The following is a 14,178-nucleotide window of genomic DNA, read 5'->3' as shown; positions in this document are numbered from 1 at the left end:
AAAAAAGCCTTGTGGATCATGGACTTGTCTTAAATCTGATGTTTCGTTTCGCTACGCGGCATGTTTTACGTGCGCTCGGCGCGTTTCGCCGAGGGCGCCGAAATGCCTTCGCCGGCGTCTTCGGAGAGCCGCGCGAACATCGGCAGAGAGGCCAGAACCACGATCGCGGTCACGATGAAACCGCACGCCAGTTGCCAGCGCTCGGTCTGGACGCTGCCCGAAACGAGCATCGTCGCCTGGATCGTGCCGGCCGCAACCGTCACGCCGACCGCCTTCATCAACTGCTGCGCGGTGCCCTGAAAGGATGTCGCGGCGGCGAGGCGAGCTTTGGGGACATCGGCGAAGGCGAGCGCGCCCATCGTCGCGAAACTGAGCGAGCGGCCGAGTCCGCCCACGAGCAGGAGCAGGAAGATGGCGGCGGCGGGCCACGCCTGCGACATCGTAGAGCAGACGAGCAGCACTGCCGCGAAAATCACGCTGCCCGTGCATAAAACCGTGCGCACCGAGAAGCGCCGCAGCGCGAGCGCGGTCATCGGGCGCATGCAGAACGAGCCGAGCGCGCTCGCGAACGTGACGAGGCCGCTCGCCGTCGCGCTGTAGCCGAAACCCGTTTGCAGCGTCAGCGGCACCAGAAACGGCAGCGCGCCCGCGCCGGCGCGGAACAGGCTGCCCGCCACCGTCGCGGCGTGAAACGTGGGAATCGAAAGCAGAGAGAAGTCGATGGCCGGATTCGGCGCGCGGCGGCAATGCAGCACCGTCGCGCGAAACAGCAGCAGGCCGACCGCGACACAGATCCACGGCACGCCCGCCGGCAGCACGCCGCGACCGGCGCTTTCGATGCCGATCATGAACAGGCTCAGCGATACGCCCGACAACAGCATGCCGCGCAGGTCCGGCGGCGTGCGGCTTTCGGGCGGCGATGGCGGCAGCAGCTTCCACGTCAGAAACAGCCCGACCGCGCCGACCGGCACGTTGACCCAGAAGATGCTGCGCCACGAGAGGGCATCGGTGAGAAAGCCGCCGAGCGGCGGTCCGAGCAAAGGGCCGACGAGCGCGGGCATCGTGAGCCAGGTCGTCGCGATCAGAAGCTCTTCGCGCTTGACGCCGCGAAACAGGATCAAGCGGCCGACGGGCACCATCATTGCGCCGCCGAGACCTTGCACGACGCGCGCGGCGAGCAGTTGCGGCAGGGTCATCGCCGCGGCGCACGCGACGGACGCGAGCGTAAAAGTTGCGATCGCCCACATGAACACGCGGCGCGCGCCGAAGCGGTCCGCGACCCAGCCGCTCGCGGGAATGAACACCGTCAATGCGACGAGGTACGCGGTGATCGCGCTGGAGAGATGAACGGGGTCGACGTTGAGATCGCGGGCCATCGTCGGGATGGCTGTCGCGACGATCGTGCCGTCCATGTTCTGCATGAACAAGGCGCTGGCGACGACGGCGGCGGTGACGCGGAAATTACCGCCTTTCATGATGCGGCGCAGTCGTGTCGAAATGGGGATCGGTGCATGGCGCACAGTCTAGCGCGATACCCGAACGGGCGTTTTCGCGCTTCGGTCCGTCATCAGTTCCGCGAAAGCGCGACGCTCGCCGCCATCTCCATGAAATGTGGCAGCCCGGGCGTGACGCGATGCGCGTCCTTCGCTTCGTCGTCCCAGCGGCGCAATGCGATCGCATCGTTGGCGTAGGGCTTCGCGAGGAAGGCTTGCGTGGCTTCATCGTCGAATACGCCGCCTTGCAACTGCAGACTGCGCACCGAATCCGCCGACAACCGCGCGTGATACGACGGATCGATCGCGCACAGGCAGCGCTTCGCATCGACGTGCAGGCGAATCGGTTCGAGCACGGCATCGGGAAAGAGCGGGCGCAGGAACGGCAACGCGTAGTACTGGTGCAGGTCGTCGATGCCGCGTTCGCTCGGCGTCTCGCCTTGCAGGTTCAGCAAGTGCCCGAGGTCGTGCAGCAGCGCGGCGACGATGAGCTCGCGGCTCGCGCCTGCTGCTTCGGCGAGTGTCGCGCTCTGCAACGCATGCTGCAACTGGGTGACCGGCTCGCCGCTATAGGCGATCGAGCCGTGCGTGTCGAAGAGATACCGGATGTCGTCGATTGAAAGCGCCATCGTAAGGAAACCGTCGAGCAGGTATGCTCAAAGCACGAAACGCGCGATTCTCGCAGGCTTTTATGACGCGACGATGGCTATTGCGCCGGATGACACGATGCCTTTCTTCTTCAGCCGCCACGCGGCGCTCGCCGGACTCGATCGCGCATCGCGCCGCGACGTGCGCCGCATCGCGTGGCATTTCGCGCAACGGCACTGGAGCCTGCATGCGCCGGCGTTCGCGTGGATCATCTTCGTGCTGCTGCATACGCGCTATCACGTCGCGCCCGAGCGGCGCGACTATTTTCTGATCACGCTCGTCATTTTCGTGCTGGCGGTCGTCAATATACGGCTGCATATCGGGCGATATCTGAAGCCCGCGCGCGCCATACACGATGCGCTCGGAAGCACGGCTGCGCGCACGATCATCGGTGGATGAACGTTTGTGTTGCGATGCCGCATCTCGCGAAGAGACCCCGTTTTTTGCGTGTTACGATGATCGGCACCCGTATCCACCGAACGCAAGATGGCAACGCTATACGAAACGCTCGGCGTGAACGAGCACGCCACCGAAGAAGAAATCAAACGCGCGTATCGCAAAGCGGCGATGCGCTGCCATCCCGACCGCAACGCGGGCAATGAAGTCGCGGCCCGCGCGAAGTTCCAGGAAATCAAGGAAGCCTACGCCATACTGTCCGACCCCTCGCAGCGCGAGGTGTACGACCGTATCTATGCGGAAGAGATGCGTCGTTGGGAAGAGCGCACACGCAAGGAAGAAGCGGAACGCGAGGCTCGCGAAGCGAAGGCGCGCAAGGCACGCGAAGCGCGTGAAGCAAAAGAGCGCGAAGCACGCGAGGCGCTCTATGCAAAGCGCATATCGCTCGCGATGCGTTTCGCATCGCAAGGCCATAACCGCGATGTCGTGTTCGGCGTGCTGCTCGGCGCGCAATGCGATGAATCCACGGCACGGCAGATCGCCGATAGCGCGATCGCGCTGCATGAATCGCGGCAGGCGAAGGAAGAGCGGGAGTCGCGCGAGGAAGAACCCGGCGTCGAGCAAGTAGAAGAGAAGCCGGAAGAGAAGCTGGAAAAGAAGGAAGCCGCCACCGCCGGCGTTGCGAATCCGCTCGGCGCAATGTGGTTTCAGTTCCTCAACAATCTGCGTTTGTAGTTATCAACTGCTTCGCGAGGAACGCCCTGTCTCTGAGCGGGGCGGCTAAAAACGGAATCGGATCGAAGTGTCTGTCCTGAAGATGCGTTGAATCAGGCCGCGAGTCGTTCGCCGCGCATGTTGTGTCGCTTCGGCGCGGGCGGATAGACACACCAGTGTCCGTCATCGTGACGGAAGAAGAACAGTGCTCTGGCTGCCGCCCCATGCAACGCCTCGACGCAGACATAGCGGCGTCCGTCCGAACGCGTGCGGCTGAACTGCCTCACATGCACCGGAACACTGCCCGGTGCGAGCCATTTGTCCACCTGGTAGCGAAGGGATCGCTCGTTCGCGCATTTCATTTTCAGTCTCCTGCACGCGACATTCATGATCGGGTTATCGGCACAACGCGCCAATGTTTAAAGCCCCGTTCGATGAAACCCCTGCCGCGACGCATCACGTTCCTGAGAAAGCACTTTAACTCTACGCCTGGATTCCATGCGCAGTGCCCGTTTTTGCGAAATAGCAACAGCGAGCTTTTACGCGTCTTTCTGCCATGCTTCCTTCATGCAAGACGCATAACGCTATGGACTTATCCTCGTGCAACGCGATGCGACGGTATGTGCGCGATCGGTCATATGAAAGGGCCAATGCGTACGCTACCCGTCACTCGCTTTTAAGCGAATCTCGTGCCTGCGCCGTGCGCGTTAAAGCGGGCGTGCGAAGCTCAGTTCGTGACCGTCGGGATCGGTGAGATGGAAGTAGCGCTCGTTCCAGGGCGCATCGCGCGGCGCGAATTGCGGCTGGATGCCGTGCGCCACTACCTTCCGATAGAACGCGTCCACGTCGGACACGTAGATGATGACGCGGCCCCAGAACTGGATCGGGCCGTGCGTCTCGCTGGTGAGATTGAGATACGAAGTGCCGAGCGCGAACGAAGTGAAGGCCTCGTTCGCGCCGCCATAAAGCATGCGAAAGCCGAGCGCTTCATAGAAGCGCACCGCGCGCGGCATGTCGTGCGTCGCGAGCGTGATCGCGCTCAAGGCTTCGACGTGCGCGTCGCCGCCGTCTTGCCGATGCTCGCCGCTCATCCGGAATGATGTTGATGCGATACGAGCGGCAATACCGAAAGATCCGGATGCGTGCCATCGATGATGCTTCTGCCGATATGCCGCGCATCGTCCACGGCGTCCTCCGCGGTCTTGTAGGCGTCGTCGCCATCGGCGTGAAAATGCACCGCTTCACCGGGCGCGTTCGCGTCGGCGCCGGGCCTGCACACATGACCGATATACACGTAGCGCTCCGCCTTGCTCGGCGGCGCGTGCTCGGGCGTCGGCTTCAGTTGCGGCAGCACGTGGATCTGGAATCCTTCGTAATCGAAGACATGCCATTGAGCGGGATCGTCGGGCATGATCGCCTCCTTTGTAGTGTTCGCTCGCGAATCAACGTTACTCTTGTTGGCGCGATGAATCCACCGCCGTGCGCGGCGGCGCGCTCTTAAACAACTCGTCGATGTAGCGCTGCCACAGCGCCGGATGCGCGATGCTCTGCGTGCCGTACGTCTGATCGCTTTCCGGCACTTCGACATAACGAGCACGCGCGATGCCCGGCAGCACGCGCTGCATCGCGTTGGTATCGGCGGGCGTCGTGAGATCGTCGGCGAAGTTCACGGCCAGCACGCGCGCCTCGATGCGCGCGAGGTCCGGCTCGGGATCGTAGTCGCGCGACGCATCGAAGGCATAGAGCGTGTCGTTCGCATCCAGCCCGCGCGCGCGATACACCGACGCATCGTAGTACCAGACCGCACGCTCGCCGTCCGGCGCTGCATCGTTCATGCGCACCGGGTTCTCGGTCATCAGCGTGAAGACTGGCATCGCGCGCAGCCACGCGATGGGCGGCTCGCTGTAGCGGCCATCGTTCCATTCGGGATCGCGCTGGATCGCCGCGACGATCATCCTGCGCCAGAACGCATTGCGTCCCGCGATCGCGACGGGCACGCTCGCAACGGGCATGAGCGCGTCCATCATCGCGGGATGGCGTTCGCCCCAGAGCCACGCGTGCATGCCGCCCATCGCCGTGCCGAGCACGAGCCGCAGATGTGCGATATGCAGCCCTTCGGTGACGAGCCGATATTGCGCCTCGACCATGTCGCGATAGCCGTAATGCGGGAAGTCCATGCGCAGGCCGTCGCTCGGCTTGGCGGACGCGCCGTGGCCGATCGCATCCGGAATCACGATGTAATAGCGCGCGGCATCGAGCGGCGCGCCCGGCGCGAAGAGTTGCCGGCGCATGTCGGCGGTGAGATATGCGCGGCTCGACGCGATGGTGTCGTGCAGCAGCAATACGGCGTTGACGATGCCGCCGCTCGCATCGCGCGCGGGCTCTCCGAGCGTCACGTAATGCAGTTTCAGTTGCGGCAGCACGCTGCCATCCTCGAAACGAAATTCGCCGATGACGACATCGCCGCTGCGTTCATGATCCTGCGCGCACGCCGACGACGCGACCAACAGCAGCAACATCGCAAAGAGAAGAGGGCGCATGATCGTTCATGTCTGACGAAAGACGTGGCGGCAGCTTCCAGTGTAGGCCGATGTCGCGCGAAAATTGACAGCGTTCTCGCGCGCGGCGGATACTTTCCCGCGCACTTCGAGCGCATCTTTTGAGCGCACCTGTCAGCCGTTTTCCCGTTCCGGGAGGCGCCGTGAAGCCAGCCACGACACATCGCACGGTCATTGCGCGCGCCATGCCGCGCGCGACCGCGCTCGTCGGCGACGTCACCGCAGGCACCGTGTCCACGCTCGTCATGCTGTGCTACGCGATGAGTCTCGGCACACTCATCTTCAGTGCCGATCTCGCGCGCTATGCGGAGCTCGGCGTGCCGACCGCGCTCGTGAGCTGCATCGTCACGGCGTTCGTCATCGCGCTGACGAGTTCGATGCGCATGAACATCGGCGGGCCGGACAGCAACGCGACGGCGTTTCTCGTCGGCGTCGCGGCGGGCGTCGCGAGCAGCGTGCGCGCGAACGGCGGCACGCCCACGGTCATTCTGCTGACGGTGCTCGTCGCCATCGCCTTGTGCTCGCTCGTGACGGGGCTGATTCTCTTCGCGATCGGTTCATCGAAACGCAGCCGCTCGCTGCAATTCCTGCCCTATCCGGTGATGGGCGGGTTTCTCGCGGGCACGGGCTATCTGTTGATCGCGGGCGCGTTTCGCGTGCTGACGGGCGTCGCGCTCGACTGGCATACGCTGCCGCGGCTCGTGCATCTGCACTGGCTCGCGTGGGCGCCCGCGCTCTTCGTCGGCGCGCTCGCGACGATCCTCGCGCGCACGTGGCGCCATTCGGCCGCGTTGCCGATCACGCTTGCCATCGGCATCGCGCTCTTCTATGCGCTGTTGCGCGTCGCCGGCATCTCGCCCGACGAAGCGCGCGACCTGGGCCTCCTGCTTCAGCATGTGCCGGTGCACGCGCTGCACATTCCGGAGCTGCATCTGCCGTCATCGCTCGCGCATGGCGAGATCGACTGGCGCGCGATCGTCGCGCATATGCCCGAGACGCTCATCGTCACGTCGGTGTCGGCGATCACGATCATCATGAACTCGACGGCGATGGGCGCGGCGACCGGCCAGGACATCGACCTGAATCGCGAGATGCGCGCCGCGGGCCTCGCGAATATCGCGAGCGGGCTCTTCGGCGGCATGGTCGGCTATCAGTCGTACAACCGCTCGATGCTCAACGCGCGCGCCGGTGCGACGAGCCGCGCCGCGGGCGTGTTCGCCGCACTCGCGTGCCTCTTCGTGCTGATCGCCTCGCCCGATCTCGTGTCGCTGTTTCCCGTGCCCGTGCTCGTCGGCATGCAGATCTACATGGGCTTGCGCCTCATGATGGACTGGCTCGTCGGCGCGTATCGCAAGCTCGCGTGGCACGAGTATGTGCTCGTGCCGCTGATTCTCGCGGTCATCGCGTTCTACGGCGTGATCGCGGGCGTCGTCGCGGGCGTGGTCGCGGCGTGCGTCACGTTCGCCCTGCTGTATGGCCGCGCAGGTTGCGTGCGCATGGAGTTCGACGGCCGCACGCGCACGTCGAATGTCGAGCGCAGCATCGAGGAGACGCGTTTTCTGATCGATCGCGGTGACGAGATCTGCGGCGTCTGCCTGCAAGGGTTTCTCTTTTTCGGCTCGGCAAACTCGATGCTGCAGCGCATTCGCGAACGCATTCGCTCGCACGGCCCGCGTCCGGTGCGCTATGTCGTGCTCGATTTCGCATGGACCAACGGTATGGACGCGTCCGTATCGCTCGCCTTTGTGAAGCTGCGTCAGGCGTGCGCGGCGATCGGCGCGGAACTCGTGCTGACCGCGCTGCCGCGCAATTCGCGCGTGCGGCTCATGCGCACGGGTGCGCTTGCACTCGGCATTCACGAGTTCGAGACGCTCGATGCCGGGCTCGAATGGATCGAGGCGCGGCAGCTCTCGGCGTTGGCGCGCGCGTCCGAGCCGTGCGCGCCATCCGGCGATTTCCGCGCAATGCTCGCGCCGCATTTCACCGCGCACGCGCTCGAAGGCCTTGCCAACTGGCTCGATGTCTGCGATGTCGGCGCGGGCGAGGCGCTCTTTCGGCGCGGCGATGCGGGCGATGCGCTCTATATCGTCGAGGAAGGGCGCGTGACCGTGTCGCTGCCGCTCGCGGACGGCCGCTCGGTGCGGCTGCGCTCGTTCGGGCCGGGCACGATCATCGGCGAGATGGCGGTCTATACGCACGCGCCGCGCAGCGCGGATGTCGTCGCCGACGAGCCCGCGCGCTTGCGGCGCCTCACGCTCGCGGCCTTGCGCAAGCTCGAGCTCGAGGATCCGTTGACCGCGCAGGAGTGGCATCGCTTCGTCGTGAAGATGATGGCGTCGCGGCTCGCCGTCGCGGACGAAGCATTGCGCGCGGCGTCGTGAGCACGCATCGCGCGAACGATGCGTGCCCGGCGCGTGTCTGCTTCAGTTATCGCGTTCGCTGCCCTTGATGCTGCCTTCGAAGATCGCAAGGTTGATGTCCCAGTCGTCGATGGTCGCGTAGCCGCGACCGTCGACGGTGGCGAGCACCGCGCGGCCGCCGACGATGCGCTTCATCTGCGCTGGCGTGAGCGAAGCGTCGTTGGTGTCCCCGGGACCGGCCTTCAGGTCTTCGATGATCAGCATGCGTTTCATGATGGTTCTCCTGGCTTGGGTAAATTCAGGCGTGTCGAGCACGGCACATGCTCCCGGGAATTTTTTGCAAGCGTCATGCCATTTCATGCGATGAATGTGCGCGCCCGCGCATAGGCGCGCGCGAGGCTTGCGGGTCTTGGCTCACGGCATCGCCGCTTCATGCGACGCGCCGCTTGATCGCAGCGTTCGCCGCCGGTATGTTGGATGCGCGCGAACGGTATGCGGTCTGCTGTTGGCGCACGCAGCCGCACACCATCGAGGCCATGACCATGATCCACACACTTCGCGCGATGCTCGCAATGACGCTCGCCATCGTCATGAGCGGCGCGCTGGCGCAGAGCGCATCGCAGTCGATCGCAATGCTCGATTGCACGCTCATCGACGACAACGCCGCCTACAACGACGCCGAAATCGATCGCATCCAGTCCGAGCGCCTGAGGATGGTGAGCGGCGCATTGCGCGACGATCTGCGCGAGCGCGCGCTCTTTCGCGTCGCTGACAATGCGAAGGCGGGCGACCTCATCGCGTCGCTGCAACGCACGCAGGACATGAGCACGTGCAACGGTTGCGAGCTGCGCGTGGCGAAGCAGCTCGATGCGTCGCGCGTCGGTGTGTGCTGGGTGCAGAAGATCAGCAATCTCATTCTCAACATGAACCTGCGCGTCGAAGATGCGGCCACGGGCGCGACGCTCTTTCAGCGCTCGGTCGATATCCGCGGCAACACCGACCTCTCGTGGCGGCGCGGCGCGAAGGCGCTCGTCGACCTGCTCGCGAACGATCCGAACGCGACGCGCTGAATGCGTGGCACATCCATCGCATGAATTCGGGAATTTCTCCCGGCCGATGCCGTTGCCAGCGCGCGGTCGATTGGGCTAAGTTGGACTTGCAGGCACGCGCGCGGTGCGATGCGCCGCGCGCGCGCGTCCACACGAACTCGAACAAGCCACACGAAACCGCTGGAGACGACCATGCAAGTCAGATTCAAGGCGGCGCGCATTGCCTGCGCGTCGTTCATCGCGCCATCGCTCGCACTGGCCGCCGCAAGCGCTGCGAGCGTCGCGCACGCCGCCGCGCCGACCGCCTACGTGACCACCGAGAACGCGGGCGTCGGCGTCATTGATCTGGAGAACCTTTCGCTCTCGAAGACCTGGGACTTCGGCAAGGACGGCCCGCGCGGCCTGTCGCTGAACAAGGACGGCACGCGGCTTTATGTGGCGAACAAGGGGACGAGCGATCTGTCGGAGATCGATACGTCGACGGGCAAGGCGGTGCGACGCGTGAAGATCGGCAAGAATCCGGAGTTCGTGCGCGTGTTCGGCGGCTATGCCTACGTGACTTACGAACCGGGGGAAAGCGGCGGCCCGCCGAAGCCCGGCGAACCCGAAAAGGACGATGACGACGCGAACTCGCCGCCCGCCGAGATCGCCATCGTCGACTTGAAAACGCTGAAGGTCACGCATTCCGTCAAGAGCGGGCACGAGACCGAGGGCGTCGAATTTTCGCCCGATGGCAAGCTGATTCTCGTGACCAACGAAGGCGACGACACGGTGTCGGTGTATCGCGTCGGCACGGGCAAGCCGGTGCGCACGGTGAAGCTCGCGAAGGGCTCGCGTCCGCGCGGCATCAAGGTATCGCCGAACGGCAAGCAATACGTGGTGACGCTGGAGAACGCGAACAAGTTCGTCGTGCTCGATGGCGGCAGTCTGAAGACTGTGAAGACCGTCGATACGAAGACGGGCCCTTATGGTGTCTCGTTCGATCCTTCGGGCAAGCGGCTTCTGGTGGCCGCATCGCGCGACAAGACGCTGCAGGTGTTCGACGGCGCCACGTATGAGCACATGCAGGATGTGCCCGTCGGACAGCGCTGCTGGCACTTCAGCTTTACGCCGGACGGCTCGAAACTGCTGCTCGCGTGCGGGCGCTCGAACGCGGTCTATGTGCTCGACGGATCGAACTATAAAGAGGTCAAGCAGATCGGCGACCTGCCGCTCGCGTGGGGCATCGTCACATATCCGGCGAGTGCGGGGTCGATCGAGGGGCGTTGAGGCGCGCGATTTTCGGTTCCAACGATGGCCGCCTCGCGCGGCCATTTCTTTTTAAGCCGCGCGTTGTTTCGCAAAGCGCGATGGAGCGCGTTTTGCGTCGGCTGATAGTATCGGTGCTGTGAACCTTATTTCACAACTCGCATCCACGGCGCGCGCATAATCAGTGACCTGATCCGCTCACGCCCGACCGAACCATGCCGAAAGTATCTGTAGTCGTCCCGACATTCAATGCGCAGGAGCACATAGTCGAAACCTTGCAGTCGCTTCTGCGTCAGGACGCGGACTTCGAGATTCTCGTTCTCGACGACGCCAGCACCGACTCGACTCTCGATCTCGTGCGGAGCCTGAGCGATCCGCGCATCCGCATCTTTCCGCTCGAACAGAATCAGGGGCGTCCGGCCAACGCGAACCGGGCCTTCGACTTGTGCCGCGGTGAATACATCGCGCGTATCGATCATGACGACATCGCAGAGCCGGGCCGTCTGAGCAAGCAGGCAGGTTTTCTCGATGCACATCCGGATGTCACGGTCATCGGCACGCAGATCCGGCATTTCGACGAGGACGATTTCCTGAGTGAGTTCCCGCTCGACGACGCGAGCATCAAGGCGCGCTTCGTGATTGCCTGCGCTTATATCGCCAATCCGAGCACCATGTTCCGTCGCGAGTTTGTCCAGCGACACGGCATTCGCTACGATCCGAATCTCGATATCGTCGACGATCTCGGCTTCTGGTTCGATTGCATGCTGTGCGGCGCACGCTTCGCGAATCTGCCGGAAGCGCTCACCCGCTATCGGATTCATCGCGGCATGACGTCGCTCAATCTGGACCGGCTGGCGTTGTACAAGGCCAAGATTCGCCTGTATGCGCGCATCCTGCCAGCGTTCTTCCCGCGGGTGACGGGGCATGATGTCGCCAACTTGTGCATGCTTCACGCGCATCCGCTCGAGTCCGGCCTGGACATGAACGGCGCTCTGGCGCTGCATCGCTCCGTCGGGGTTGCCATATCGGAGATCGATTTGCGCTGGGGCGCGAATCCGGCGCAGCTCGAAGGCGGACTTCTCGGCTTGCTTCATCAAGCGTCGGGGCAACTGGATCAAATACATCCGCGCAGCGACGAGGACAAGCACCAATGCAACGTCGCGATGTGGGAAGGGATCAACGCCCGCGGCATTCCGTGGAAGTCGTATCAGGAATAAACGGCGTGCCTTTAAGCCGCCTCACTTCCACGCATACCGCATCCCCACCCACACGCCGCGCGGCGCGCCCACGCCGAGAAACTGCTCGTTGACCGTCGCGCCGTTGTTGAACGTATGGTTCGGCCCGTCGAAGAAGTTTTCGCCGAGAATCGCGAAGTTCGCGTAGCGCTTGTTCAGCAGGTTCTTCACCGTCGCGTAGACCTGCAACTGCTTGGTCACGTTGTAGGTCGTGTCGAGATCGATGATGAAATAACCCGCCACGCTCCCGTTCACGTCCTGATTGTTCTCGTCGCCGCGCGCGAAGATATTGCTGCGATACGTGAGATTCGTGCCGATATTCCAGCTCGAGATCGGGTTGTAGTCGAGGCGTACTTTCACGGTGTTGGCCGGAATCCCCGGAATGCGATCGCCGGAATGGACGGTGATGTTGCCGTCATCGTCCGCGCTCGAATTGCTTGCGCTGCTTTCGCTCCACGTCGAGCGATACGTCGCGTTCACATAGCTGTAGCTTGCAGCGACGCCCACGGGTCCCCATTGCGTACGGCCCGCGAGCTCGAAGCCTTGCCGCCGCGTCTTGCCGACGTTCTGAAAATAGCCGAGATTGCTTCCCGCGCCCTGGGCGCTGATGAACTGGATGTCGTCGGTGAGCGTCGTGCTGTAGGCGGCCGCGCTCCACGTCGTATGGCTGCCGATACGCCCGCGTGCGCCAATTTCGAAGGTCTTCGAGATCACCGGCTTCAGATCCGGATCGGCGATGAAATCGTTTGGCAGCGAGCAGGGCGCGGCCGGGTCCGCGCATGCGAGTTCGATGGCCGTCGGCGAGCGCATGCCTTCGTTATACGTGGCATAAGCGGTGAAGGAAGGCGTCGGATTCCAGTTGAAACCGATCGCCGGATTGAAGCGCGAAAACGTGTGATTGCCGTCGAGTTGCGGCTGCACGCCGCTTTCATCGCCGATCACGGCCTTCGCCCAGTTGTAGCGGCCGGCGAGCGTCATCGACCATTGCTCGTTGAAGGAGAACGTGTTCTCGAAGTAGATGCCCCAGTTCTGATTGCGCGTCTTCGCGTCCGTCGTCGGCGCGAACGGACCCGTGCCGATGGTCGCGCGAGAGTCGGTGAACTCCGCCGGCTGCGATGCCTGCGTGAAGTGCGAATTCGCGAAGTCGCCCGACGTCCCGATGATGAGCTGATTGTCCTTGCCGAACAGCTTGTTGAGCAGCGTGAGCTGCAGGCTCGCGCCGTAGCTGTCGGTCACGATCACCGACTGATCGTTGAAGGCCTGCGTGAGTTCGTCGGCATCGTCGCCATCCGGGTCGAAATCATCGTTGACGTTCGAGCTCACGTTCTTGTTGCGATAGTGCCGGTAGTACACGTTGCCGCTCAACTGCACATTCGGCGTGATGTAATGCTCGGCGTTGATCGTGATATAGCCGACCTGGTTTTCGTTCGTGTCGGGGAACGTGTAGGCCTGCCTGAAGTTATCCATGAACGAGCGCGGAATCGTCTGCGAGCCGTTCAGCGTGTTGTCGGCGCCGCCCATCGAAACGGAGACGGTCGTATCGGCGTCGGTGTAGCGAATCTTGCCGAATGCCTGCCGCAGCTTGCTCGAATTGTGATCGGCCCAGCCGTTGTCATTCAGGATGTTCGCGGTGAAGTAGTAATCGAGGTGATCGCCTATCACGCCGCCTTGCTCGATCTGCGCGGACTTGCGTCCCCACGAGCCGAAGCTCAGGTCCACGTTGCCGCCGGGATTGCTGCGGCCGTTCTTGGTCTGCACCGCGACCGCGCCGCCGAGCGTGTTGAGGCCGAAGGTCGGATTCGAGCCGGGAATGATCTGCATCGTCTGGATCGCGGCCTGCGGAATCAGATCCCAGTTGACGACATCGCCGAAGGGCTCGTTGATGCGCACGCCGTCCATGAACACCGACAAGCCTTGCGGCGTGCCGAGCAGCGGCGACGCCGTGAAGCCGCGATAGTTGATGTCGGTCTGCCACGGGTTGCCTTGCGCGTCGTTGGTATCGACGCTGACGACGTTCTTCTCCAGATAGTTCGTAATGGTCGGCGTATGCTGCGCTTCGATATCCGCGCCCTTGATCGTCTGCACGTTGGCGGGCACTTTTTCGAGCGGCGTGCCGACGCCGACGAGCGGCGTGGTCCCGACGACGATGATCGAAGGCAATTCCGTATTCGGCGGCGTCTCGGCCTGCGCGACGGTTGCCGACGCCGGCGCGGGCGCTTCGGCGGTGCCGGCCGGCGGTGTCTGCGCCCACGCGGCCACCGTGATGCTCGCGACCGCGCTGCCGAACACGAGCCGCAGCCCTGCTCGGGGTTTGAACGGATGCGCGTGCGCGGGCTTGCGCGGCATGCTCTTCATCATCGTCTCCTCTTCTATTTTTGATCCACGCGAAAGGAAAGTTTCTTTCAATGAAAGCGTCGCATAAGAACGGGCGCGTGGACCGGGAGCTTTTCCCGATCGCGCAGGGAAGCGTTCCCAAT

General features: G+C 63.6%; 14 protein-coding genes. 6 read left to right on the top strand and 8 right to left on the bottom strand.

Annotated features, from left to right (window positions below; genetic code table 11):
- Positions 1-65: 65 nt before the first annotated feature.
- Positions 66-1,475: a DHA2 family efflux MFS transporter permease subunit gene (locus AWB74_RS15150; RefSeq protein ID WP_061147571.1), complete on the bottom strand. Its 1,410-nt coding sequence runs from the start codon at positions 1,473-1,475 to the stop codon at positions 66-68.
- Positions 1,476-1,567: 92 nt separating this feature from the next.
- Entirely contained in the window at positions 1,568-2,122 is a 555-nt protein-coding gene (locus tag AWB74_RS15145; protein WP_061147570.1) for a phosphonate degradation HD-domain oxygenase, read from the bottom strand.
- Positions 2,123-2,219: 97 nt separating this feature from the next.
- On the opposite strand from AWB74_RS15145, the gene AWB74_RS15140 reads away from it, so the two are divergent.
- Together AWB74_RS15140 and AWB74_RS15135 are read left to right on the top strand one after the other, a co-directional pair.
- Entirely contained in the window at positions 2,220-2,540 is a 321-nt protein-coding gene (locus AWB74_RS15140) for a hypothetical protein (RefSeq protein ID WP_235024586.1), read from the top strand.
- Positions 2,541-2,627: 87 nt separating this feature from the next.
- A complete protein-coding gene (locus AWB74_RS15135; RefSeq protein WP_061147569.1) occupies positions 2,628-3,272 on the top strand; it encodes a J domain-containing protein in 645 nt (214 codons plus the stop codon).
- Positions 3,273-3,364: 92 nt separating this feature from the next.
- Here the strand turns inward: AWB74_RS15135 and AWB74_RS15130 are convergent, their stop codons facing one another.
- The 4 genes from AWB74_RS15130 to AWB74_RS15115 all read right to left on the bottom strand — a co-directional run bounded on the left by AWB74_RS15130 (position 3,365) and on the right by AWB74_RS15115 (position 5,791).
- Positions 3,365-3,613, bottom strand: coding sequence for a hypothetical protein (locus tag AWB74_RS15130; protein WP_061147568.1), 249 nt, complete (start codon positions 3,611-3,613; stop codon positions 3,365-3,367).
- Positions 3,614-3,958: 345 nt separating this feature from the next.
- Positions 3,959-4,342, bottom strand: coding sequence for a VOC family protein (locus AWB74_RS15125; protein ID WP_061147567.1), 384 nt, complete (start codon positions 4,340-4,342; stop codon positions 3,959-3,961).
- The gene (locus AWB74_RS15120) at positions 4,339-4,662 is read right to left on the bottom strand and encodes a hypothetical protein (protein ID WP_061147566.1); all 324 of its coding nucleotides are present in this window, start codon (positions 4,660-4,662) and stop codon (positions 4,339-4,341) included. Before AWB74_RS15120 ends, AWB74_RS15125 begins: the two co-directional genes overlap by 4 nt.
- 37 nt (positions 4,663-4,699) lie before the next feature.
- Complete coding sequence (locus tag AWB74_RS15115) at positions 4,700-5,791, bottom strand: alpha/beta fold hydrolase (protein WP_061147565.1); 1,092 nt, start codon at positions 5,789-5,791, stop codon at positions 4,700-4,702.
- A 203-nt stretch (positions 5,792-5,994) separates the two neighbouring features.
- Between AWB74_RS15115 and AWB74_RS15110 the strand changes: the two genes are divergently transcribed.
- The gene (locus AWB74_RS15110) at positions 5,995-8,190 is read left to right on the top strand and encodes a SulP family inorganic anion transporter (protein ID WP_061147564.1); all 2,196 of its coding nucleotides are present in this window, start codon (positions 5,995-5,997) and stop codon (positions 8,188-8,190) included.
- A 42-nt stretch (positions 8,191-8,232) separates the two neighbouring features.
- On the opposite strand, the gene AWB74_RS15105 is transcribed toward AWB74_RS15110, so the two are convergent.
- Complete coding sequence (locus AWB74_RS15105) at positions 8,233-8,442, bottom strand: hypothetical protein (protein WP_061147563.1); 210 nt, start codon at positions 8,440-8,442, stop codon at positions 8,233-8,235.
- Between the two features lie 269 nt (positions 8,443-8,711).
- Between AWB74_RS15105 and AWB74_RS15100 the strand changes: the two genes are divergently transcribed.
- The 3 genes from AWB74_RS15100 to AWB74_RS15090 all read left to right on the top strand — a co-directional run bounded on the left by AWB74_RS15100 (position 8,712) and on the right by AWB74_RS15090 (position 11,683).
- On the top strand, positions 8,712-9,239 hold the full coding sequence (locus AWB74_RS15100; protein WP_235024585.1) for a DUF3280 domain-containing protein: 528 nt from the start codon (positions 8,712-8,714) through the stop codon (positions 9,237-9,239).
- A gap of 171 nt (positions 9,240-9,410) precedes the next feature.
- The gene (locus AWB74_RS15095; protein WP_061147562.1) at positions 9,411-10,487 is read left to right on the top strand and encodes a beta-propeller fold lactonase family protein; all 1,077 of its coding nucleotides are present in this window, start codon (positions 9,411-9,413) and stop codon (positions 10,485-10,487) included.
- A gap of 194 nt (positions 10,488-10,681) precedes the next feature.
- Positions 10,682-11,683, top strand: coding sequence for a glycosyltransferase family 2 protein (locus AWB74_RS15090; RefSeq protein ID WP_061147561.1), 1,002 nt, complete (start codon positions 10,682-10,684; stop codon positions 11,681-11,683).
- Between the two features lie 21 nt (positions 11,684-11,704).
- Here AWB74_RS15090 and AWB74_RS15085 read toward each other — a convergent pair whose 3' ends face one another.
- Positions 11,705-14,056 carry a TonB-dependent receptor gene (locus AWB74_RS15085; protein ID WP_061147709.1) on the bottom strand — a complete coding sequence of 784 codons (2,352 nt, stop codon included), beginning with the start codon at positions 14,054-14,056 and terminating at the stop codon, positions 11,705-11,707.
- Positions 14,057-14,178 lie beyond the last annotated feature (122 nt).

This window comes from Caballeronia arvi, assembly GCF_001544695.2.
Taxonomy (GTDB): Bacteria; Pseudomonadota; Gammaproteobacteria; order Burkholderiales; family Burkholderiaceae; genus Caballeronia; species Caballeronia arvi.
Note: the sequence above shows the minus strand (reverse complement) of the source record. Positions and strands in the feature narration are given on the sequence as shown.

Excerpts from the sequence above, each read along its gene's own strand:
- AWB74_RS15150 (WP_061147571.1), bottom strand. The coding sequence starts at position 1,475 with ATGAAAGGCGGTAATTTCCGCGTCACCGCCGCCGTCGTCGCCAGCGCC.
- AWB74_RS15085 (WP_061147709.1), bottom strand. The coding sequence starts at position 14,056 with ATGAAGAGCATGCCGCGCAAGCCCGCGCACGCGCATCCGTTCAAACCC.
- AWB74_RS15110 (WP_061147564.1), top strand. The coding sequence starts at position 5,995 with ATGCCGCGCGCGACCGCGCTCGTCGGCGACGTCACCGCAGGCACCGTG.
- AWB74_RS15100 (WP_235024585.1), top strand. The coding sequence starts at position 8,712 with ATGATCCACACACTTCGCGCGATGCTCGCAATGACGCTCGCCATCGTC.
- AWB74_RS15090 (WP_061147561.1), top strand. The coding sequence starts at position 10,682 with ATGCCGAAAGTATCTGTAGTCGTCCCGACATTCAATGCGCAGGAGCAC.
- AWB74_RS15140 (WP_235024586.1), top strand. The coding sequence starts at position 2,220 with ATGCCTTTCTTCTTCAGCCGCCACGCGGCGCTCGCCGGACTCGATCGC.
- AWB74_RS15145 (WP_061147570.1), bottom strand. The coding sequence starts at position 2,122 with ATGGCGCTTTCAATCGACGACATCCGGTATCTCTTCGACACGCACGGC.
- AWB74_RS15095 (WP_061147562.1), top strand. The coding sequence starts at position 9,411 with ATGCAAGTCAGATTCAAGGCGGCGCGCATTGCCTGCGCGTCGTTCATC.
- AWB74_RS15125 (WP_061147567.1), bottom strand. The coding sequence starts at position 4,342 with ATGAGCGGCGAGCATCGGCAAGACGGCGGCGACGCGCACGTCGAAGCC.
- AWB74_RS15130 (WP_061147568.1), bottom strand. The coding sequence starts at position 3,613 with ATGAAATGCGCGAACGAGCGATCCCTTCGCTACCAGGTGGACAAATGG.
- AWB74_RS15115 (WP_061147565.1), bottom strand. The coding sequence starts at position 5,791 with ATGCGCCCTCTTCTCTTTGCGATGTTGCTGCTGTTGGTCGCGTCGTCG.
- AWB74_RS15120 (WP_061147566.1), bottom strand. The coding sequence starts at position 4,662 with ATGCCCGACGATCCCGCTCAATGGCATGTCTTCGATTACGAAGGATTC.
- AWB74_RS15135 (WP_061147569.1), top strand. The coding sequence starts at position 2,628 with ATGGCAACGCTATACGAAACGCTCGGCGTGAACGAGCACGCCACCGAA.
- AWB74_RS15105 (WP_061147563.1), bottom strand. The coding sequence starts at position 8,442 with ATGAAACGCATGCTGATCATCGAAGACCTGAAGGCCGGTCCCGGGGAC.